The sequence below is a fragment of the Endozoicomonas sp. OPT23 genome, assembly GCF_009653635.1.
Taxonomy (GTDB): Bacteria; Pseudomonadota; Gammaproteobacteria; order Pseudomonadales; family Endozoicomonadaceae; genus Endozoicomonas_A.
On record NZ_PPFD01000005.1, the window covers coordinates 53,615 to 76,191 of the forward strand.

The window sequence follows — 22,577 nt, forward strand, 5'->3', positions numbered from 1 at the left end:
CGGATAGAAGCAAATCAGCAATAGTTCCCACGGGAACGGCCGACTTTTTATGTATTCGTTGTCATTAACGTTTTCACCGTTCAAGGGTTGGCTGTGTGTAAACAAAGAGCACCTGAAAAGAGAACATTCAGACAGTCTACCGGTCGCGGCTTTTCGCTGATTGAAGTCATGATTGTGCTGGTTCTGATGTCGATCCTTGCTTCCATGTCGACCACCCTTGGTTCGTTGCTGGATCGCTTCAAGCTGGATTCAGGCTCTCAGGCTGCAGTGGGCAGTATTAACCTGACCCGCAGTGAAGCCATTAAAAGAGGCAGTCTGGTCAGCATCTGTCGGAGCAGCACAGGGCTGGATTGTGACTCCACCAGCACTGACTGGTCGACAGGATGGACGGTTTTCACCAATCCTAACGATAACGACTCCATTGATGCCGGTGAAGAAGTCATCCGTTACCACAACGGTATTTCATCAACGCTGAGAATGACCTGGACCAGCGGCAATACCCTGACCTTCAACCCAAGAGGTCGGCCCGTATCATCAGGATCTTTTGTTGTGTGTCTGAATGGCAGAACAGGCACTGATTTGAGAACTGTGGCAGTTTCAGGAACTGGAACGGTAAGGAAATCATCATTAACAGGGAACTGTAACTGAATGAACAGGCAAGGAAATAACCAGGGCGTTGCCCTGATTGAAGTGCTGATCAGTCTGTTGATCTTCTCACTCGGTGTACTGGGGCTCTCAGGACTCCAAAGTGAAGCTATTCGTATAACTCACGACAGTTCCCAACGATCTCATGCCACCTGGCTAGCCCATGAGGCCACTGAACGAATGAAAGTAAATCCGCAGGCTGTTGAATCCGGTGAATATCAAAGTCAGTCGTCCACAGCCAGTACCGACATCGTCACTTACTGCAATTCATCACCGCCCTCTTGCATTGGTGCCACCTGCACACCCACCAATATGGCACGATTTGATGTCCATGAATTGATGTGTGACTCATCCGGACTGATCAACCAGCAACTGACCATTGCCTGCTCTGCGACCCCTTGTATTACAGGCTCCATGCTCGACATTACCGTATCCTGGGATTCGAGAGCTGCAGTTGCCGGACTGTTTGCCAGTCGCCAGCAATTGCGAATAAGGGCTCGACAATGACGAGTGCTCTGACCAGAAGAAACTGTCAAGGTGTCACCATTCTTGAATTGATGGTCGCACTGCTTTTAGGCCTGTTTCTCACGACCACTTTTCTTCAGCTCATGGTGGGCACTTCTCGCTCAACCGCCTTTCATGAGCACCTGTCATTGGCTCAGGCCAATGGTCGGCATGCTCTGCTACTCATGAGTCGCGGTATGCGTCTGGGTGGTTATCGGAGCCCAACCAATGGCGCAACCATGCAGCCCTTCTTTCAGGGCAGCTGTGGTTCAAGTAATCCTTGTACCAGAGATGGTGGCGGCACCAGCAGTGACCAGGTCGCCATTCAGTATGAGCCCGTCAATGGACTGGACTGCGCTGGCAATACTGTACCCGCTAACGCAATCACTGCCGATGTTTACTACGTTGCTGCCGATGCCAGTAACAACAACATTAACGGACTCTTCTGTCAGGGTTATGACCCTGTAGCTGGCACCTCCAGAGGTGCGGCACAATTGCTGGTGGACGGCGTTGAACGCTTACAAGCGGTCTACGGTCTGGAGGGGGCTACAGCAGGCACAGTCAATCGCTACGTTGCCGCTAATGCTGTTACCAACTGGAATCAGGTCAGAGCCATCAGGCTTGGTGTCCTGGTTAATTCCGGCCGCAGTGAAACCGCTTTTGATCAGAAGACCAGGCAGTTTAACCTGCTGGAAAGTGGCAATCTGTCATTTATAGACTCGACAGCCCGCTTTGTTTATACCACTGCCGTAAAACTGAATAACGCAGGCCTATAAAGAATGAACAGGGATGAGTACCAGCCCATAAAAAATGAACAGGGCTCAACTATGATGATGACCCTGATCATTCTGCTGATCTTTACTCTCTCGGGTTTGATGGTCATGGATATGGCCATTCTGGAAGAGCTGGCCGTCAGTAACGAACAGAGAACCCTACAGGTTTATCAGACAGCATACAGTGAACTGGATGCCCAGATGGTTTATCTACGCAGTAATCCGACGGTGATGGCCGCTGCAGTGGATGGAAACCAGACGCTGACGCCTATTATTGCCTCAGCAACCTGTACCAATCCGGGTGATATTTGTCAGACCATAACCCTGCGCTATACAGGACAGGCTTCCCCTCCCACCGGCTACAGCATTACCAGCTTCATAGGTCTGAATTTTGAGCTGGATTCAGTAGCTACCCTTAATGGCGCAGCCGCTACTTCTAACCAGACACTGGGCTTTGTTTATGTGACTCCAAAGGCGGGACCATGAAATTATTTATTCTGTTAGTTACTCTTTTCCAGATAACTGGCCTTCTGGCTGAAAGCACTGCTTCTGAGGTAGAACATGCTAGTGAGTACATTAAGGTATATGTTCGCTTTCACAGCAGTGACTCTGGTATTTTTACCGCCTATAAATGCCCTACCTGCCCACCTAAAAACTATACCTTCAACCATGACCTGAGCATTCGGGGTTCCTCTCCAATCAATCGAATTAACCAGCTAAAAGCAGCTGATGGCAAACCCGGTGTTATATTTTTCCTGCCTGGCAGCCGTAAAGCCTCAGGTTTCATGCCGATTCAATAAGGTGATGCCCTTTATTCAGGTAGCACTCCGGTGAATCGAAAGCACTGTTTCATTCTCTCATCCCTTGCCTGCATCGTGCCGCTAAAAGCCGATGATACCGAGCTGTTTGTTGCAGATTTACCCAGCGATGCCCAGGCTAACGTACTGTTCATTATGGATACGTCTGGAAGTATGGGAGCCAGTGCTGGCAATGGGCAGACGCGAATGGATGTAGCAAAAAATGCTGCCCGGAATTTTGTACAAGGCGCACAAAACATCAATATCAGCTTGATGAGTTTTAACTACGACAACGGCGGAAAAGTTGATTTTGCTTCCCAGGATATAGATACCGGAAGAGCCGCTGCAGTCAGTGTGATAAATGGTTATAGCGCCAGCGGGCTCACGCCTCTCAGCGAAACCCTCTATGAGGCATACCGGTACTTTGCCGGACAAACAACAAGATTTGGCGGTAACAGTGTGGATGCAGCCAAAAGTGGAAACACCTATATAAGCCCAATAGTGAACAGCTGTCAGAAAAGCAATATCGTTCTGTTTACTGATGGAGACCCTTTCTATGACACCGATGCAGTCAGTGATATTAGAACGCTTGTCAGTGGAGCATCACTGCCCAGTGGTCTGAGTACTAGCTGTAGTGGTGATGGTGGCTGCCTTGATGAGATGTCCTGGTATATGTTCAACAACGATATTAGCTCACTGGCATCTGATCAGAATATTGTAACTTACACCATCGGAGGGTTTGGTTCTGCACCGCCGGGTCTACTGACCAGTACGGCTAATCATGGTGGTGGTGAGTACTACAATGCCTCCAATGCTTCCCAGCTACAAAGTGCACTGGAAGACATATTACTGAGAGTTAATGCTGAAGACAGCAGCTTTGCCGCTCCAACTACTTCAACCAGTGCCTTTAACTCTCTGGAAACCGCTGAGGACGTTTATTACATTGTGTTTAAACCAGATGTCGGCCCGAACTGGAAAGGCAACCTGAAGCGTTATCGCTTGGGAAATGACAACCAGGTTTATGATCAAAACGGTAATCTGGCTATAGACAGCTCTACTGGTTTTTTCCTTGAGACCGCACAGAGCTACTGGAGCAGCAGCGTCGACGGTAAAGAAGTGACTCAGGGCGGAATGGTCGAACACCTTACTCAGGGCCGAGCTGTTTACACCAATACTGGAGGAGCTTCCAATCAGCAGCTTAACCTGGCTACCAACAACCTTCATGAATCCAACAGCCTCATTACCAACCTGTTACTGGGAGCAACATCCAGCACTAATAGAACAGAAATTTTGCAGTGGGCTCGTGGTATAGATATTGATGATGAAGACAGTGATAGCAGCACAACGGATGATAGAAAAAGTGTAGGTGACCCCCTTCACACTCAGCCACAGGTCATCACGTATTTTAAGGACAGTATTAGCTCTGTGACTGATAAGGCTGTCTTTTTCACTACTAACGACGGCTTTCTTCATGCCGTTGATACCGACGACGGCTCAGCAGAATTCAGTTTCATTCCCACAGACTTGCTAACAAATCTCAGAACCTACCGTAATGGGTATGTCTCCGGCGGTACATTGAAAGTCTATGGTATGGACGGACCGATGACCTACTGGGTTCACGATCCAGACGGTGATGGTGATCTACTTCAAAGCGCCGAAGGTTCACCAGATACTAATAATCACGCTTACCTCTACCTGACCATGCGCCGGGGAGGCAATAATATTTATGCTCTGGATGTTACCAACCGCTCCAGTCCTGTACTCAAATGGATGATCAGAGGAGATGTTGATAACAACGCCACCGCAGATGCTACCGGTGACTTCAGAAACCTTGGTCAAACCTGGTCTGCCTTACAACTGGCCGAAGTCAATTACTCCGGTACCAGGCGACAGGTGCTTTTCTTTGGCGGTGGCTATGACAGCAGCACCGACTCAGAGACCACTATTCAGAACAATAACATTGGTAACTCAATCTATATGATTGATGCCGAGACCGGAGCTCTACTCTGGCAGGCATCAGCAACAGGAGCAAACCTCAATGTTGCGCAAATGGACTATGGCATTCCAGCAGGTTTATCTCTGGTTGATATTAATCAGGATGGTTTGACGGATTACATATTTGCTGCCGATGTCGGTGGCCAGATCATTCGAATAGACATTAATCAAACCAATACAGGCAGCACCAACTTCGCTACTGGCGGAGTGATTGCCAGACTTTCCGGAACAGGTGCAGCCAATGCCAGACGCTTCTTCGAACAGCCGGACGTTGTTTTGGGTAAGGATCGAGCCTATTTCAATATCACAGTAGGCTCAGGTTATCGTCCAAGTCCGCTGAATACCGCCGTCACTGATCGTATGTATGTCATAAGAGACCCTCATGTTTATCAGTCTCCAACCAGTTATAACTATATCAGCGGCTCTGTCATTACTGAATCCAACCTTTATGACGCCACAGCTAACCTCGTCCAGCAAGGCTCTAGCAGTGAAAAGACACTGGCCCAAAGTGCACTGGATAATAGCTCAGGCTGGTACATCACTCTGCAGGTCAATGGCGAAAAGGTACTGAGCAAAGCCAAAGTATTTGGCGGTACTCTCTTATTCAATACTTTCGCCCCACGACAGAGTTCAACTATTACCTGTGGGCCTCAGGCCGGAGAAAATTACTTCTATGCGGTAAATATTGAAGACGCTTCTGCTCCTTACAACCTCGATACAACAAACAGCGCCCTGAACAAGTCTGACAGGAAACAGCTGCTTCAATCAGGAACAATTGCACCCACACCTTCTGTTATCTCCCGAGGCAACCAGGGTGCTGAAATTTGTGTAGGTACTCAGTGCTTCCAGAATATTCTCCAGTCTGGAGGTTCTATCCCTATTAACCGGATGTTCTGGCGGGAAAACAACTTATGATCAAGTACATGAAAGGATTCAGTCTGATCGAACTGATGATTGTTGTAGCGATTATCGCCATCATCAGTGCTATCGCCATTCCCAGTTATACCGATTATGTGACTCGTTCACGACGCAGCGAAGCTATCGCCACTCTGCTGCAAATCATGGCACAACAGGAACGTAACTTTACTGAACAACTGACCTATCAAACAGATTTAACACTACTCGGTTACAGCGCAAGTCCAGTCATTACCGACAACAGTTATTACTCCATTACCGCTCAAACCTGCACTGGTAGCCCAGCTCTTCCGATTACTCGATGCATAAATCTGCTGGCCACACCTCAGGGCTCTCAGCTAGGCGACGGAAACATTACGATAGACAGCCGTGGCATCAAAACCCCAGCGGCATACTGGCGATAGTATGAATTTACTAAAAGACAGTGAACTGCAAAAACAGGACGGCTTCAGTTTGATAGAGCTGATGATTGTTGTCGCTATTATCGGAATAGTGGCTGCAGTGGCTATTCCTTCCTATCAAAAGCATATTCAGGAATCCCGACGCTCTGATGCCTGGATTGCAGTAACAAGCGCTTCAGCGGAGCAAGAGCAGTGGTTTACTTATAACAACTCATATACAAAAACCATTGCTGACGTTGGTGGAGCCAATACAGTGAATGGCTTTTATACTATTTCAATATCAGTCAGCACCCCTCTGGCTAGCACTCATCTCGATTACACTATCACGGCCACAGCTATTGGAGCACAGCTCTCTGATACCAACTGCCGTACCATCAGCCTTGACCACCTAGGTAACAAGACCAGTACTGACAAGGATGATAACGCCTCTTCCGGCTGCTGGTGATGTCTAATTGAGAGCGCCCCCTAATTTCCAAGCCAGGGAATGCCAAATATCTGCCTCCAGCTCATACGCCCTGAAGACTGAAACTGATAATTCAAAAACTGACTGCTGATACTACCGCCCGCTCCCTGAGTCACCGCCGTTCTATTGTTACCTTTACCATGATGAATAACCGGAGCAGACGCATAACCAAGTCCAAGCCCTACAGCTCTTACTGCCAAATCGTGATCAACGTCTTCCCCAAGGTCCTGATAGCCCAGCAAACCCGTTGGCAGAGCAGTACCTGTTTGAAAGTGCACCGCAGTCAGATAACTGTTACCGTCAACACGACAGCTGTCACTGGGTGGCTGATATTCAGTAAACAGGATAGAAGAAAAAAGTCGGGACGCTGAGGTTATATTTCGTCCAGACGGAACGCTACCATTACCGGAGAGTGCTATTTTCCAACCAGGTTTGGTTCTCATCACCGACTTAAGGCTGTCAAAGTCCTGTACAGCAGAACCATCAATGGTGAATGCTTCGGTACTGATACTATTACGTTTATTGATCGAACCATTGCTGTAAACGTTAACCAGGCTAGTATCGATCAATCCCCCACCCGTGCCCAGCTGAACGTCCAATGCAGAAGACTCCTTCATACCATAGAAGTACTGTACCTGATTGGTTCTGTTATCAGCATAAGTCAGTAGCCTACCTGTTCCCACATACAACCAACGGTCGTCATTATCTTTAAGTATCAGTGGGGCAGCTGTTACAGGTCGCCCCGTATCCAACAATGTACTTTGAACATTCGGAAGCTGGATACCTGAACTATTGAAACCAATATTCAGTCTTAGCAATTTGCCGGAAAGGTTTGAACCACCTGTTTCAACCGCACCAAAATAAACGGCATCATCAATATAATCACTGTTCCAATCGGTGCTGGTCATATCACCGGCATAAGCCAGGCTGATTTGTGAATCCATAGGTGCTGCATCTGTTACGAAATCTCTGCTATTGAGATCGTAAACAAACAGTTTCATGGTCTGATCACTGAAGCCTGTGTCCAGGGCAGTTCTTATTCCCGGTTCGCCACTGCCTACTGGCCCTGAGCCGAATACCAGATACCAGTCATTGCTGTCAGGTGTCGAACTCCAGCTAACTTGCCCATTCTCTACAGCAGGTACTCGACGTTTAACAAGAGCAGGTCTTGATGTCGTAAAGCCCAGTTGCGAGTGTGTTATCTCAGCTAACAGTTTAGGTGCTTTCTCCGGGTTAGTAACATCAAGCACCACGTAGGCTGATCGCATAGTTCTGGTTTGGCTGTTGACGGTTACATCGATACTGCCACCGCCAAGGCGCATTCCTATGACCAGAATAGTTCCCCAGCCTCCCGGGTGATCCGCATCGGCACTAAATATATTGACGTCGAAGGTCGCCGGTTCACCGTCCATGTAATAAACATGGGGATAATCTTCTTCTTTCAACCATTGCAGATGGGGTAACAGATTCATTGGCGCATAAGCCCAAAGCTCTGTACCTAATGGATGGGCAATTTCATTATTTTCACCCGAGGTTGTGTAACTGTGATTGCTTTCATTCCAGAAGCCACCATTAAAGGCATGAATCAAACCATCATTGGCTCCCACATAAAGAACATGCCTACGATTCTGATATTTCTGAAGAAAGGCTGTATAGGAAGAATCTTGATGAAGTACATCAAATCTGCTGGAGGGTTTTGATACCAGATGCGGCGTGGAATGAACAATGTCCCCCAAGCGCCAGGTATCCAGCTGTCCATCACCATCAAAATCGATGGTTCGGGACCTTGAACCATCGGACTCAACACCGCGAACATAATTCACTAAAGGCTCAACATCTGTTGAACTGACACCCAGGTAGCCTTCAGAACCTGTAAATGTTGCTGGTGTAAAGGTCTGTGTCTCAGCTGTATCTACCTGCCCGTTGTCGTTATCATCCAGCCAGGTAAAGATATGCCGCCCCGCAGAGGCTGAAGTACTGTAATTGCGCTGGGTCACAACATCTGGCACATCAGATAATCGCTCACGGGCATCCCAGATAGGTTTTAACTGATTCAAAGGTTGTAACGAACCTTCAGGTGTTCGATTCAGTCCTTCGTCCGTTGTTGAATATCTCTGAAGTTGTGTCTGACTGGAGTTGGGGTCAAAGATTAATTCCACAATCTTGTCAGTATCATAATCACCCAGTGCGGCATCACCGTTAGAGTCCTCTCTGAGCAATCCCTTATCATCAACAAAGAGCGCATGGAGAATACCTCCCCATGTCACTTTACGGCCATTGAGTTCCAGTGATGGCTGAAACAATGCCTGATACAAAACCCCTGTGCCAGACTGACTGTTTGAGAACAAAGCCGCGTTAGTTGCAGAAGATATTCGACTGGCAATGTCACGGAAAACCTGCCCAAGCTGCACCTCAAGCATGGCCGGATTCTTGGCAAAATAGTAATTATCAGGAAGGCCGTCCGAACCTATTGCGCCCGTCTCATTATTTCGACTGTCCCACTCACGATCATCCCCTTGCTGAAGCTGGCCGTTGATACTGTATTTTGGTGTACCATCACCATCCAGATCGACAAAACCGCCGTATTTAGCGGCAAACCAGAGTGGCTTTTTGAGCACACCTGCGGCATTACCGTTAGCCGTGAACGTATTCACTTCATAATGGCTTTGCCCCTTGTAGACAAAGTCACTCTTCAGACCATCATCATTACTGCCTGTTACCGTGTAACTGAATCTCAGGTTCAAACCAGCAAAAACACCGTCAACCTGAACCCCTATTCTGATCTGATCCTCTGCAAGGCTGGCAATCCGCAGGTCGCTGCTTGTCACTTCACATTGATTACCGACACAAAATGAAATTCTTGATGAAGCGTCATAGTCGTAGTCATTACCCCATAATGAATCTTCCCAGGTAAACAACAGCTGCCCTTCCAGAACATGCCCGTGGTCGTTCAATACCATGTTTTCAATAACAACATCCGTCAGTGTGCAGTCACTACCACTGCCAGAGAAGTTGGTTCCTGAACCAAAATTATTACTGGTATGACAAACCGGCTGGAACGTTAACTGGTTACCATCAGCATCCAGAGTAAAGCTGGGCATACTCTCGGCAAGCTGAATCGCATAGGTTTTTACCTTTTGTTTGCCATCAAGACGGGTGATCAGATCTGTTTTATTGGCATGCCAGCTTAAACCAGCCAGTTGATAACTGCCTTCCAACTGAGGAAGTTCAGGGCAAAGCCCTCTGGCTTCAGACAGTCCATTGAGATGCTTAGCTGTGCACTGTCTGGTGGATCCAGTTCCTCCAACAAGATACTGACCTGAAAACTGATTATTGTATTCCAGCTCACCCACTTCATCCGTTTTACTGTTTATACTGCCAGACTGCTCTAACCCTGGAATACCGCTGCTATTACCTAATTCATCCGCATCAAAAGAATTCAAACCACTGGAGAGCAGAATGATTGAACAATTAGCACAAGCATTAGCTGCGGTCAGAGGTGAAACCCAGCTTTCAGTGGAAAGGCCACTGACAAAACTGGTGTCACTGCTGGTATTAAAAGTGCTTGTAGGAGAAGACTGGCCTGCAAAATAACGAAGCGCTTCAAGATACATTTCAGCCAGCGGGTTCCCCCAGTTACTGCAATGTCTATCGGAATAGGTTGAGCGACTGCTCTTAAACGTGCTGACTGAAATACCGTAAGAGCTGCAGTCTGTGTATTTATTCTGGTTGTAACTGTATTTAGCCAGTCTGAACGTATTTATCTGATTAATGATGCCTTTCACAGAGCTATTGAATATGCCACTACTTAATACAACTTCATCATCCTGACCCAGCGAGTTACCCGCTATTTTGCTAATATTCTTGCGCAGAACACCGCCAGAGATGTTTTTATCATAACTGCCACTGATCAGACCGAAACGAATTCTTCCATCCTCTCCGTAGTTCTGGAGCAGTCCAACCGGTTTATTATTCTGATCAGGATACTGACGACAGCGTGATGAAGACTCTGCATCTTTATTTGTAACGCAGGATTCTACCCGGACCGTCATTTCAGCCAACTTTAAGGGTAAACCCGGACTATTACTTGCTCCCCACTGGCACTGCTTCACTTCGGTGGACGCCCACCGATTCCAGCTGCCGGAAGCCACCCTCATTATAGGAGCACCATTTTCTGATGTCGCCAGATTACAAAGACTTGCGGCAGAACTGTAGGGGGTTAGCTTATTGATATCACTACCCTGATATACCTTCACAAAAGCATGAATATCACGGGCAAGATAGGCTCGTTCAAGCACAGTTTTACTCGATGAATCTGTTGAGCGCTTACCGCCGAACAAAACCCTTCGCAGAACATCTATACGACTCATGCTCCCCCAGTTAAGAAAGTTACCACTCCATGGAGCATTACTGCTTTCACAATAGTGATCATTCTCTCCTGTAGATTGCTGAACCGGAGTAAACCTGCCTAAAGAACTGCTGTACTGATAACACCAGTTAGTCTCGAAATAACCCAGATAGTCAAAATTGTCCTTGTAGGTTGTATCCAGTACCCCATCACCATCGAGGTCGGAATAATCCGGATAAGCTTTTTTGAACAGCTCGTGATCGACCGACATCACCAGCATAACCAGCGGTTCTGTGCTTTTGTTCAGCAAAGGAGGTACCGCAGAATAGAGCTGTGAACTTGGTGCTGAGAAGGCTTGCCCTGCAATAAAGATCAAAGAAGTCAGACTTGTTGATAACCATTTCCAGTCGTTCATAGTTTCCTCCCTGAACCTATGATTTCAGCATTCTTTTATAAGTTCTTTTTATACGTCGTCTGGAGCATGACTCTGGATCTGTTACCAACCCCAGCCGCCAGCACAGTGATACGATAATAGGTCGCCCAGTCAGCAAGATTTAACGGGTCAGGATCAGGCCCATCAATTTCTCTGGGCAGGTAACAGCGAAGTTCAACAATATATTTGGCAACGGAAGGGTGTCCTGTCAGTGTAATACTGGCCGAACGGGCATTATTCCAGACGGCCTCACTTTCCCATGGCTTGCTACTACCTGGAATACATACGCCTGGATCCGCAGCACCAGAGCCACTAAAGCAGAGACCATTAGTGCAGTCAGAAGAAAATGATCCTGCAGAAATAAAAGTGTCAGTAACAAAGTTCTCTGCTTCCAGTATGCCCACTTCTGCCACGCGAAAATCCAGCTGTTCATGGTGATAGCTTGCAGTCATTTTCTCCTGCAGACCGGATAATCGAATAGAGCTTACACCTGCAATAGTCAGCACCATCAACAGCACCAGACTGACCAAAAGAACACTTCCCTGTTCCTTCATTACATAACTCCCATTACCTGGAGCGATTTCGTAGTTCCACCGTCATCACGACATTCTGTCGCAGATATTTATCGGTGGGGTTTGTCCTACTGCCATTAAAGAAATAGGACTGAGGTTTATCAGCAACCGGCTCAAGACTCCTCATCAGTAGTTCCAACCGAACGCTGATGACTTGCTTCCAGTCAGCGCTACCTAATGTAATTGACGAAGATCTCTGGTACTGATCAGCAACCCCGTCATCATTACTGTCGACACCATAATGAACGACCAGATTCTCGACACCCTCAACCAGTTGTTCCGTGCTGAGTCGATACCCGTTAGTCGCTTCTCCCACCGGGCGGCGATAGAGGGTGGGAATGCCCACTTCTATATCCTGATCATCTCCCTGATGATCTTCGATTTTATACGTCGTATTTCGCACATAGTAGGCCACGGATGTCACGGGATAGATCTGGTAACCACGAAGACTCTGCTCAACAGCATTACTCAAACTCGGGAGGTCAGTGGCAGTATATTGCCCACCCAGCTTGTTGGTTCGGTTATATAAGTTATCGGTAACCGTTGTTTCATGGGAGACCTTATTACCCGTAGAAGTAGCACCCGATCGAAACAATGAAATCTGAGTGCAATCAGGTGCAACTGCAGCAACCAGCTTACCTGTTCTGTATCTTTCATCATCAGTGGCTGAAACAGTCAATTCATTACCCGATAGGTTATGTGAAGTGACGGTTTCCCATTGGTCAAGAGCAATCTGGTGAATGACAATGGCTTCTGATTTAGCATCCGTATCAACATATTTTTTATCTGTCTGCGGTATTCCGGAGATACCTTTATCAAACTGAATCATCCACTGACGGTCGTCTTTCGTTGAATAAACTGCGTTAGCAAGCTTGATATCGGAAGGGCAGCCTGTTTGCCCTGAAACCCTGATATCCTGAGCAATTGCATCAAGGGCATAGCGAGCATTTTCTTGCATCATGGCCAGTTCATTTCGAGCAAGAAGGGATTTATTCGCACCTAGAAACAAATGACCAACCCCCGCTATAAGAACCAGCCCCAAAACAACAGCCACCATCATCTCAACCAGCGACAGTCCCACTTGCCCCATCCGTGACAAATGCATTACAAAGAACCTCGCAGGCTGACTGTGCGATTATTCTTTCGCCCTCTCGAGTCATTGAACTGAATGGTGATTGCAAACACTTTGCCGGTGCTTTCGGTCGTTTCTAATATACTTCCCTGACCCTCTGGCAGTTGGCAACCCAAATTAAACTTCCACTGTTTAATATCGTATTCAGCCAGTTCACTGCGAGTACAGGCTCCCGTTTCACACTGATCAGGGTATTGATCGTTATCACAAGCGGTCGCCTCATGCTCGTTTATCAGTACAGAATACTCGGTACTTGTAGATGCATGTTTTCTATTTGAACGAATCCGTTCCATCATATCGTTAGCAAGAAAGGCTGCTTGTGACCTTAGATAAGATGTCTGGTTATGTTGAATACTTTTGCTTTGTAACCCAACCATACCAAGAGCACCGACAGAGACTACAACCAGAGTTACAAGCACTTCCAGAAGACCCACTCCACCTTGCTTGCCCCTGCGTTTTTTCAGTTTGCAGCCTGTCATATAGTTATCCTTAACTGCACTGACCGTCACCGGTCACCTCAAGAATTCGTGCACGACCCGAACCTATTAAAACTACGTCTCGCTGCTCAAATTCAGTAGCGAGATTTTTACAGACGCTGAAAGTACCATTTATTACGTTCAACCTACCCCGACTGTCGAAGCTCAAATTGTCCCCTTTATTCCAGTCCAGCTGATCCAGTTCATCCTGCTCGGCATAGACCCTGATCATTTTGTCATCAGCACTATCAAATTCACCGTTGGCGTTTTCATCAGCAAATATCAGCCACCCTTTGCTCCAGTCAGCAAGATCATCATCACAACTGGAACCATTATCAGATTTGCAGAGAGAAACGGTTGCTGATCGTTTAACGGCTTCACTACGCGCCATCATCAAACTGGTGTGTAAGACCCGCGCCACACTGGCGACCTGTCGATCAGATATCAGGCTTCGGACGGAAGGTGCTGAAAGTGATACGAGGATGGCCATAACAGTGAGAGTAATCATGAGTTCCGGCAACGTCAGACCAGACTGGAATCTATTTTTCTTTATCTTATTTATGGAGTAACCACTCATAAACTCACCTACAGAAACAGAAATCGAAGCATCTTTTTTAATCGCTCCATTAATCGACTCTAGTTCTGCTGTTTTGCTATGCCAGAAGACAGCTGCAATGACTGATAGTAAGAGAGTGCCGAAGATAAGTGGCTACTGGAAAATTACTGACTCCTGAAATATGACCCGGTATTCAACTGATATCTCTGCCTGATGAATCGTACAACTGCACTTTATCGTGAAGGAATGACCAGTTATCTGATCATCATCCCATTTGATCCGACTCCATGATTCACTACGCATGAAAAATTCTGCCCTGACTTAAACATGTGAAATCAGTCTTACACCATGGATGTACATAGAAAGAAAATATCGCAAGGCTTTACGCTGGTGGAGCTGATGGTGACAGTAGCCATTCTGGCAATTTTGTCGAGTATTGCTTATCCCGGGTTTCAGAACTCCATCCTTAATAGTCGTATGACATCGCAAAGCAACACCTTTCTGGCGGCATTTCAGTTCGCAAGAAGCGAGGCTGCGTCCAGAAATTTGTCCACGATGGTTTGCGGTTCAAATGACCAGCAAACATGTAACCAGCCTGACTGGTCTACGGGTTTTATTATCCGCGATACAGTCGTGACAACAAACTCATCCGGTGATGATGAGATAAATGTTCTGCAGGTATTTGAAGGTTTGAATGGGAGCGCTATATCAGGCGGAGGTTCAATCATATTTGATGAAAATGGCATGCTTAATAATTCAGGTGGCTCTGACCTGAGCCTATGCGACGAGCGCGGACAGCCGGAAGCTCGAAGATTTCTGTTTAACAGAAGCGGACAGGTTCAATTACTGGAGGCAACAGCATGCCCATCCTGAAGAAACAGAAAGGCTTCACTCTTATTGAGGTCATGGTTGCAGTATTAATTCTTTCTATTGGACTGCTGGGCATGGCAGGGCTTCAGGTTCTCAGCATGCAATCTTCAACAGGGGCTCTTCAGCGCAGTCAGGCCACAATGCTGGCATACGATCTTGCAGAAAGAATAAGAAGAAACAGAGATGGGGCGTTAAATGGGGATTATGATCGAGTGATAAAGACGACTAACAACGAACAGGACAGTGCTCCCACATCACCCGCATGTATTCTCGCAGGTTGTACTTCTACAGAACTTGCAGAACAAGATATACGTGAATGGCTGGATAATATTATTGATGTTACCGGCATAGGTAACGATGGCAACAACTGGCAACCGACACTTCCGGAAAGTACAGCAGTTCTTATTCAAGATGACAATGAATTCAACTTAAATATCCGCTGGCAAGTCTCGGACTCAGCCCAACAGAATGAAATTCAAAAGAATTACAACCTGACTTTTACCTTATGAAGAAGATTTCACTCAAAAGCCAGAAAGGCCTCGCACTGGTCGAGTTGATGATTGCTCTGGTGTTAAGTGCTGTATTAATGCTGGGTGTCACCAAAATGTTTGCTGACAGTGTGGCCAGCAGTTCTACTGAAACTGCTCTGGCTGAAGTTCAGGACAGTGCCAGAAGTGCCATGGAAATTATAAAACGGGATATTCGCATGGCTGGTTATCGCGGAGACTTTCCGGGGTTTGTCGACCCTATTGAAGGCTCTTTAATAAACCTTAATCAGGTGGCTGTGAGAAATACTGCAAACTCAGGCACACAACCAGATTCGCTTAATGTATTGAGAGCCTTCGAAACCAACAAGCCATTAGACCTTGCCGAAGATCTGGACGGTGATGATATAACGTCTGGCAGCGGTGTAGTGAGGGTTGTCAGCTTTTATGACTCAGCCAATGCCGGTTCGAAACAGATCACTCTCGATAGAAAAATCTGTTACAACGACGGCTCCGTATTTTTGGTAAGCGATGGAGAGAAGCATGTCATTTTCAAGCCAAAAGACAAAATGAAATGTACAGACAATGCAGCTGATTCTACTGATCGTATGACACCTGTTGGTGAGAGTGATGTCGAGATAAGCCTGAAAGACTTTGGCATTCCAGAAAATTGTAACTTTCCCACCGATCAAAGTTCACTACCTAACTGCCCTATTCTGCATGAAATCAGTTCCGTCAATGGAAGTGTATACAGCATTCGTGCAGTCAATCCCGCTCTATTAAGAAACGGAGTAGAAATGGTACGGGGTGTTGAGAACCTTCAGGTATTACTGGGTATCAGCGACGCTGATGGTAAAACGCTCTACCGTGAAAGCTGCACAGATAATCAAATTGACAACGATCAGTGTAATGTCACCCATGTCAAAATCAGCCTGGTTGTAGCCTCACCTTTTTCAGTGTTCTCTCAAGCGACTGCACAAAGATTTCCTATATATAACCTGAGCGCTGGTGATGCCATTCTTCAGACAAACGATCGTTTTTTAAGACGGGTATTTACCAGTACTATTCAGTTGCGTAATGGAGTTGAACTTGTTAATTAAACGACAACGTCAGGATGGCGCGATTCTGTTTATATCCCTGATCATTTTATTGCTGGTCACTATTGTTGCTATTGGCAGCACTCGCCTTTCTACGACCGGACAAAGAATCTCACTGAACTACCAGGCAAAAAACTCGACATTTCAAGCCGCTGATAGCGCCCTGGCCAGTATCAGACGAGACGTAGAAAGCAACCCTCTGGCTTCCGCCCTTGCCAGCCAGCCTAATGGTTATGGCCCGCCACCTGAAATAACAGATCCAAATATTTCTGGGCGGCAGATCACCACCCGCACCAATACCAGACGACTGGGGTTACTGCCGGGGTTTGGCAGCAATTCCGGCATCCCTATTTATGTGTACAGAACTGAAGCGACATCGACGCTTGATGACATGAACATCAGCTCCGAACTCGAAGAAGGCTTTATTCGACCATCACTGTAGTCAGCTGTTAAAAACAATGAGCAACATGAAGTTAAACAAAATACTTACAACTCTGGCTACCAGTGCACTACTCACAGCCAGCACAATATCCAGTGCCGACGACACGGCTATTTATCTCAGCAACCCTAACTATGATGCTGATACCAAGCCCAATGTTTTGTTTCTGTTAGATAACTCGGGGTCTATGGGGTATGGGCTCCAGGATGGTAAATCCCGATTAAAAGTTATGCAGGAATCCTTCGACGATATCATGTCGAACTCTTCCAATATCAATGCCGGCATAATGAAACTCTGGAGACGAGGAAGTGAGAGCAGTGAGCTTACTTATCCAGTTACAGATGTTGATCAACCTTATGGTGAAGGCACAACCATTGTTAAAAGTGGTGTTCCGGAAATACTGGAGTCATCTGATGATGCCTATGAGTTTCTCACTAAAAACAGTGTATCAACTGCTTCAGATAAGCTAATTATGGGAGGCCGGAATGCCTCTACCAACTCCCTTCGCTCACTAAGCAGCATTCAATCATTAAATTCTGCTGCGGGTCAGTTTGAAATAATCGAGCGAAGAATTGATCGTACTGTGGACAACAAATCGCCATTTGGACCTGATATAAACAACAGTATGGCTCTTACTGGCCATTCTGGCAGACCATCGACTAGCGGACTGTACTTTCGAAACCTTGATTTGCCAAAAGATGCCGAAATTCAAGAAGCCTATATTGAATTCACTTCTGCCACACGTGATAACCGTACATTTAACATGGTGATTTACGGTCAACAGAGTATGAACCCTCTTCCTTTTAGCAGCCATGAAAATCTTTCTAACCGAATCAGTACTGAAGGTGCGAGTACTCATTGGCGTATACTTCAAAACGTCTCACCACATGACCAAGTTTTTTGGAAAGTAGGCTATAAATATCAGTCACCGGATATAAGCAGTACAATTCAAAGTATTCTAGATAACCCGAATATTCCCTGGGGTTCTGGTGACAAACTGAATAATTTGGCACTGCTTCTCTGGATGCCCGAATCTGGCCGTTCAGCTAACAAATCGGGTCTGCGTAGAGTATTTCAGTTTCTGAACAGCAATAGCTCAAGCGATAACAGAAAAGCTGCAAAGATCTTCATCAAATACACAACTCCAGAATTAGAAGCCGGTGATTTCATTACAGGCCTTCGATTTCAAAATATTGGTATTCCCAAAGATTCTTCTATTGTCAGTGCCAAGTTAATTTTCACTGCTGCTGAATCTGATAGCTCACCAGTGACACTGAAAGTAACAGCCGGTACTCCTTCGGACAGGGATGACCCAACTGACCTGAATGATGCTCCATTCAGTATTGATGATAGTAATATAAGCTCCAGAACCCACGATGAGTTAGGAAGCGTATCCTGGACTCCTGAAACGTGGATAGAAAGCCCGTCGGGTGATGAGCCACCAAATCGCTATGAAACCGATGTTAAGGCATTGATTGAAAACCTCGTAAGTCATACCGATTGGTGTGGTAACGACAGTGGAACTCTTTTTTTAGAAAAAGAATCCGGTGCAGGCAAGCGAGTAGCTTACAGCTTTGATGGCAATCCGGTTAACAGACCAAGGCTTGTTATTGAGTACACACCGAACCCTTCTGGCTGCATTAATGAAATACTGAATACTCGAATTTCTCAGGCAGATTATGATGGTTACGAGAATAAGTATGGTGGAAGCCTTTATTTAAACTCCGATGAAATCAAATTCAGAAGCAGTAACAATACAGGTACTGAGACTTTTGCTGCTTTCCATTATGACCATTTCCCCATTAAAAAAGGCGCTGTAATTCAGGATGCATGGATTGAACTGACTGCATCAAGAGACTCAGAGGATGACACGCTGACCCTGAGAATAAGGGCTGAAAAGACCAGCAACTCAGTCCCCCTGAAGAATCAAACTAATAATATTTCGAATAGACGAAGCATTCTTTCTAATATCTATAAAGACTGGTCAGTGGGAGAGCCCTGGAGAAAGGATAAAGTATATCGTTCACCTCAAATAAAAGACCTGCTGAAAGACATTGTTGATCAGGACGACTGGCAAGCCGGTAACGGCCTTACTTTGATGATTAACAGCCGCTTTGCAGTCTTTAAAGAAAGATATGCATACAGCTATGAAGGCAACCCCACTTTTTCACCACGACTGGTTGTGAGAGTTGCATCAGGAGATATTGATAGCTCTGCGGCTTACACGGTCAAAGACCATCTGGTTTCACTGGTGAATAAAATAGATGATGGTGGTGGTACACCCATTGTTCCCAGAATGTACAATGCTGCCAAATATTTTAAGGATAGCTTTGATGGAAAAAGCAGCCCTATAAATAATGCCTGCCAATCTAATCACCTGGTAGTACTTACGGATGGTGAAGCAAACAGTAATAATGACTGGCGTGTTCATGATAAAATAGAAGAGCTAATCGAAAAAGACTGTAGCTCCGGCTATTACGGCGGAGAATATTGTGGCAGAGATATTGCCAACTGGTTAACCAATACAGACTTGAGCTCGTCGGTAAACAGAGACAATACTGTTCAAACCCACACTATTGCTTTTGCCACCAGTGAAGGTAGCCGAGCTACAAACTTTATGGCTGCTCTGGCAAACGAAGGTGATGGTAAGTTTTATCTGGCCAAAGACGCACAACAGCTATCCAAAGCATTCAATCAAATCATCAGCGATATCATTGACAATGAAAGCACCTTTGCTGCACCAGGTGTAGCGGTAAACTCGTTTAACCGATCCGAGCATCTGAATAAAGTTTATTACAGTATTTTCAAACCATCAAAGACCGATCGATGGGACGGTAACCTGAAAAAATATCAGGTACTGACCAGTCCGAAAACCTCTATTTATGACAGTAGCCGGCCTCCACTGGAAGCGATTGACTCCGAAACCGGTTTTTTCAAAAATACAGAAGAAGACAAGCCTCTCAGTTTCTGGAGTACCTCTGCAGATGGCAGTAGTGTGAGTACTGGCGGCATGAACGATGTACTTGCCACGACCACAGAAAACAGAAAAATTTACACTTTCTTTGGCAGCTCGCCCGCAGGCACTGCACAGTCCATTACCGGTTCCAGTAATGCTATTTCTACCAATAACTCCTCGATCACTAAACAACTGTTAGGATTAGGCAGCTCTCAAGATAGCGAAAGAACAGCCATTATTAACTGGATCAGAGATCGCAGTAAGGGCATTGGCGACCCTTTACATTCAACCCCTGTTCTAGCGAACTATAAATGTAATGGCATCTATGACCCTGAAACCCCTTATCAGTGCGATGAGAAAGATCAGGTTTTAACTCTTTTCCTAGGCACAAACGACGGAGTTTTCCACGCAGTTGATGCCAAATCCGGCAAAGAGTTATTTGCATTCATGCCACAAGAATTGCTTCCAAAAGCCAAAGAATGGCAGGGCAATAGGGCTACAGACCGAACCCTGGGGAATGGCCGTCCGTACGGGCTGGATGGTCATGTAGTACTTTGGACCAACGACGCTAACTATAACGGTGTTATTTATGGAGGTGCAGACACTCTTGATTCCAATGGTGATGGTGATACAACCGATGGACTTCCATCTGACTCAGTGAACTCGTTTAATGATCAGGATGAGTTTGTCTATGCCTATATTGGCATGCGTCGTGGTGGCCGCAATTACTATGCCCTTGATGTAACCAATACCGCAAACCCGAAAATGCTCTGGTACATCAACGGTGGCACAGCTCCTTTCCAACAACTGGGGCAAACCTGGTCTCGTCCGGAGAAAGCCAGGATTCAGGTAGGAGCAGACGTTAAAGATGTTCTTATCTTTACTGGAGGCTACGACACTAATCAGGACTCCCTGGCACTTTACTCTGAAGATACAATGGGTAATGCCATCTACATAGTCGACGCAAAAACCGGCTCATTAATCTGGTCTGCCAGTGGTCCAAATACCGGGAACCACTCTCTGACTCTGAATAAAATGAAATATAGTATTCCCGGTGGTGTCACGGTATGGGACGCTGAAGGTGATGGTATTGCTGATCAGTTATTCTTTGCAGATACTGGCGGACAGGTTTGGCGCCTGTACATTAACAACTGTATTGCCGCAGATAGTGACGGTGCAGCTTCATGTGCAGCCCCATCCCTGAATGATGTAAGTGATCTTGTCTGGGCTGCAGATGGTGATAATAACGGTGTTTCTGACAGTGACGACGGTGTTATTGCATCTCTGGGCTATACCAGCAACATGCCGGATTCATTGAAACAAGAAAATGCCCGCAAGTTTTATACACGACCAGATGTCACTAAAATAGCTATAAATGGTCGTAGAAAACTGACCGTCAGTGTAGGAACAGGAACCCGACCTGACCCACTGGGCTCACTTAACCCAACTTTAAAAGATCGCTTTTACCTGTTGATTGCTGGCAGTTCCGGTAACCCTACAGCAAACGGACTTGACGCCAACAATAATTCGTACCGAGATAGCCAGAGCATTCCAAACTTCAGCACAATTAAGAGCACGTACAGCTCTGGCAGCGAGTCTCTATCACTGTCCAACCTGACACCAACAAACGATCAGGAGTACTTTGAGAACCAATACGATTCTGTGGGTGGAAGCAACAACCATGGCTGGTATATCAACATGAATTCAAAAGAGAAAATCATGAGTGATCCGGCTATTTTTGGAGGGCAGATTTATTTCAATACCTATGTTCCCACAGCCATAAATACCAATAGCTGCTCCGCAGTGGCCGGTCAGGCTTACGGCTGGGAAGTCAGCCTCGATGGGGCATTCAGTGAACGGGAAGAAATAAAAAGTAACGGTATTGTAGGTAATTCAGTGTTCTTGATTTTGCCAAAGGACAACACTACACCACCTTCGGAGGGTACGCCTACCGATCCGCCAGGAACACCAACGCCTCCAGCACAGGAAAACACTAAATGCGGTGCAAACAGTAACGGTGTATTGATTGTTCGAGGCACTCAAACAGATGATTTGCCTGATATATGCGTTGAAGGCTCAACTTACTGGAAACAGATAAAGTGATTTACAGGAAAGGACTCATATTGAGTACCAACAACACAGCGAAGACAAGTGGCTTTACTTTGATTGAAGTGATGATGGTAGTTGTAATCATCGGCATTCTGGCTGCTGTAGCACTTCCCAGCTACCAGAACTATATTGTTCGCTCGGCCGTCAGTGATGCCCAGGCATCACTACTGGGGTTGGCTAATGCCATGGAACGCCATCGAGCTCAAACCGGGAGCTACCTGGGATCATTCAATGATCCTGACGGCGATGGTTCAGGAGCACCATTGATTTATTCAGTTCAAAGTCCTGAATCAGGCACTGCAAACTTTGATCTGACGATTACAGCAACTGCTTCGACATACAACCTTACAGCTACTGCAACAGGACAAAAAAATATACCAGTGAAGGACACTGTATCTTTAAATAATGTAGGAGTTAGAGGCGGTACAGGTTCTCTGTTCAATGCTTGGGACAAAAACAAGGAAAAAACAACTGAGAAAAAAACAGAAAAAGGTGAAGCGTCTACTGAAACATCTCCTCAACAGGGAGAAACTGTGTGTATAGAAGAAGGCAAATGTACAACTATATAAGCTGCCCAACAGGATAGTATTTTACTGTAAATAATGACCGAG

19 protein-coding genes are annotated in these 22,577 nt (G+C 46.2%); 14 read left to right on the top strand and 5 right to left on the bottom strand.

The window, feature by feature from the left end:
• Positions 1–93 precede the first annotated feature (93 nt).
• Genes EOPP23_RS11920 through EOPP23_RS11955 form a run of 8 tightly spaced genes read left to right on the top strand, consistent with a single transcriptional unit; the run spans position 94 to position 6,475 of the window.
• Positions 94–648, top strand: coding sequence for a GspH/FimT family pseudopilin (locus EOPP23_RS11920; RefSeq protein ID WP_194842587.1), 555 nt, complete (start codon positions 94–96; stop codon positions 646–648).
• Complete coding sequence (pilV, locus tag EOPP23_RS11925; protein ID WP_153766222.1) at positions 649–1,152, top strand: type IV pilus modification protein PilV; 504 nt, start codon at positions 649–651, stop codon at positions 1,150–1,152.
• Positions 1,149–1,925, top strand: coding sequence for a PilW family protein (locus EOPP23_RS11930; protein ID WP_153766223.1), 777 nt, complete (start codon positions 1,149–1,151; stop codon positions 1,923–1,925). Before pilV (EOPP23_RS11925) ends, EOPP23_RS11930 begins: the two co-directional genes overlap by 4 nt.
• 3 nt (positions 1,926–1,928) lie before the next feature.
• Positions 1,929–2,408, top strand: coding sequence for a pilus assembly PilX N-terminal domain-containing protein (locus EOPP23_RS11935; protein ID WP_153766224.1), 480 nt, complete (start codon positions 1,929–1,931; stop codon positions 2,406–2,408).
• Positions 2,405–2,722, top strand: a complete 318-nt coding sequence (locus EOPP23_RS11940; protein WP_153766225.1) for a hypothetical protein — start codon at positions 2,405–2,407, stop codon at positions 2,720–2,722. The genes EOPP23_RS11935 and EOPP23_RS11940 overlap by 4 nt, the downstream gene beginning before the upstream one ends.
• Positions 2,723–2,752: 30 nt before the next feature.
• On the top strand, positions 2,753–5,629 hold the full coding sequence (locus EOPP23_RS11945) for a PilC/PilY family type IV pilus protein (RefSeq protein WP_153766226.1): 2,877 nt from the start codon (positions 2,753–2,755) through the stop codon (positions 5,627–5,629).
• Positions 5,626–6,033, top strand: coding sequence for a type IV pilin protein (locus EOPP23_RS21500; protein ID WP_153766227.1), 408 nt, complete (start codon positions 5,626–5,628; stop codon positions 6,031–6,033). Before EOPP23_RS11945 ends, EOPP23_RS21500 begins: the two co-directional genes overlap by 4 nt.
• Before the next feature lies 1 nt (position 6,034).
• Complete coding sequence (locus EOPP23_RS11955; protein ID WP_153766636.1) at positions 6,035–6,475, top strand: type IV pilin protein; 441 nt, start codon at positions 6,035–6,037, stop codon at positions 6,473–6,475.
• 20 nt (positions 6,476–6,495) lie between these two features.
• Here the strand turns inward: EOPP23_RS11955 and EOPP23_RS11960 are convergent, their stop codons facing one another.
• From EOPP23_RS11960 to EOPP23_RS11980, 5 genes are read right to left on the bottom strand one after another with little or no spacing between them, the layout of a single operon-like run.
• Positions 6,496–11,256 (bottom strand): pilus assembly protein, encoded by a 4,761-nt coding sequence (locus EOPP23_RS11960; RefSeq protein WP_153766228.1) that lies wholly within the window; start codon positions 11,254–11,256, stop codon positions 6,496–6,498.
• 35 nt (positions 11,257–11,291) lie between these two features.
• Complete coding sequence (locus tag EOPP23_RS11965; RefSeq protein WP_153766229.1) at positions 11,292–11,828, bottom strand: PilX N-terminal domain-containing pilus assembly protein; 537 nt, start codon at positions 11,826–11,828, stop codon at positions 11,292–11,294.
• Positions 11,829–11,841: 13 nt separating this feature from the next.
• Complete coding sequence (locus tag EOPP23_RS11970) at positions 11,842–12,951, bottom strand: PilW family protein (RefSeq protein WP_153766230.1); 1,110 nt, start codon at positions 12,949–12,951, stop codon at positions 11,842–11,844.
• Positions 12,951–13,457, bottom strand: a complete 507-nt coding sequence (pilV, locus tag EOPP23_RS11975) for a type IV pilus modification protein PilV (RefSeq protein WP_153766231.1) — start codon at positions 13,455–13,457, stop codon at positions 12,951–12,953. The genes EOPP23_RS11970 and pilV (EOPP23_RS11975) overlap by 1 nt, the downstream gene beginning before the upstream one ends.
• Before the next feature lie 10 nt (positions 13,458–13,467).
• Complete coding sequence (locus tag EOPP23_RS11980; RefSeq protein ID WP_153766232.1) at positions 13,468–14,031, bottom strand: GspH/FimT family pseudopilin; 564 nt, start codon at positions 14,029–14,031, stop codon at positions 13,468–13,470.
• A 327-nt stretch (positions 14,032–14,358) separates the two neighbouring features.
• On the opposite strand from EOPP23_RS11980, the gene EOPP23_RS11985 reads away from it, so the two are divergent.
• Genes EOPP23_RS11985 through EOPP23_RS12010 form a run of 6 tightly spaced genes read left to right on the top strand, consistent with a single transcriptional unit; the run spans position 14,359 to position 22,535 of the window.
• Positions 14,359–14,883, top strand: coding sequence for a GspH/FimT family pseudopilin (locus EOPP23_RS11985; RefSeq protein ID WP_153766637.1), 525 nt, complete (start codon positions 14,359–14,361; stop codon positions 14,881–14,883).
• Positions 14,871–15,389 (top strand): type IV pilus modification protein PilV, encoded by a 519-nt coding sequence (pilV, locus tag EOPP23_RS11990; RefSeq protein ID WP_153766233.1) that lies wholly within the window; start codon positions 14,871–14,873, stop codon positions 15,387–15,389. The genes EOPP23_RS11985 and pilV (EOPP23_RS11990) overlap by 13 nt, the downstream gene beginning before the upstream one ends.
• Positions 15,386–16,465 (top strand): PilW family protein, encoded by a 1,080-nt coding sequence (locus tag EOPP23_RS11995; protein ID WP_153766638.1) that lies wholly within the window; start codon positions 15,386–15,388, stop codon positions 16,463–16,465. Before pilV (EOPP23_RS11990) ends, EOPP23_RS11995 begins: the two co-directional genes overlap by 4 nt.
• Positions 16,455–16,904, top strand: coding sequence for a PilX N-terminal domain-containing pilus assembly protein (locus EOPP23_RS12000; RefSeq protein ID WP_194842588.1), 450 nt, complete (start codon positions 16,455–16,457; stop codon positions 16,902–16,904). The genes EOPP23_RS11995 and EOPP23_RS12000 overlap by 11 nt, the downstream gene beginning before the upstream one ends.
• 25 nt (positions 16,905–16,929) lie before the next feature.
• Entirely contained in the window at positions 16,930–21,960 is a 5,031-nt protein-coding gene (locus EOPP23_RS12005) for a PilC/PilY family type IV pilus protein (protein ID WP_194842589.1), read from the top strand.
• The gene (locus EOPP23_RS12010; RefSeq protein WP_370514761.1) at positions 21,957–22,535 is read left to right on the top strand and encodes a type IV pilin protein; all 579 of its coding nucleotides are present in this window, start codon (positions 21,957–21,959) and stop codon (positions 22,533–22,535) included. Before EOPP23_RS12005 ends, EOPP23_RS12010 begins: the two co-directional genes overlap by 4 nt.
• Positions 22,536–22,577: the final 42 nt, after the last annotated feature.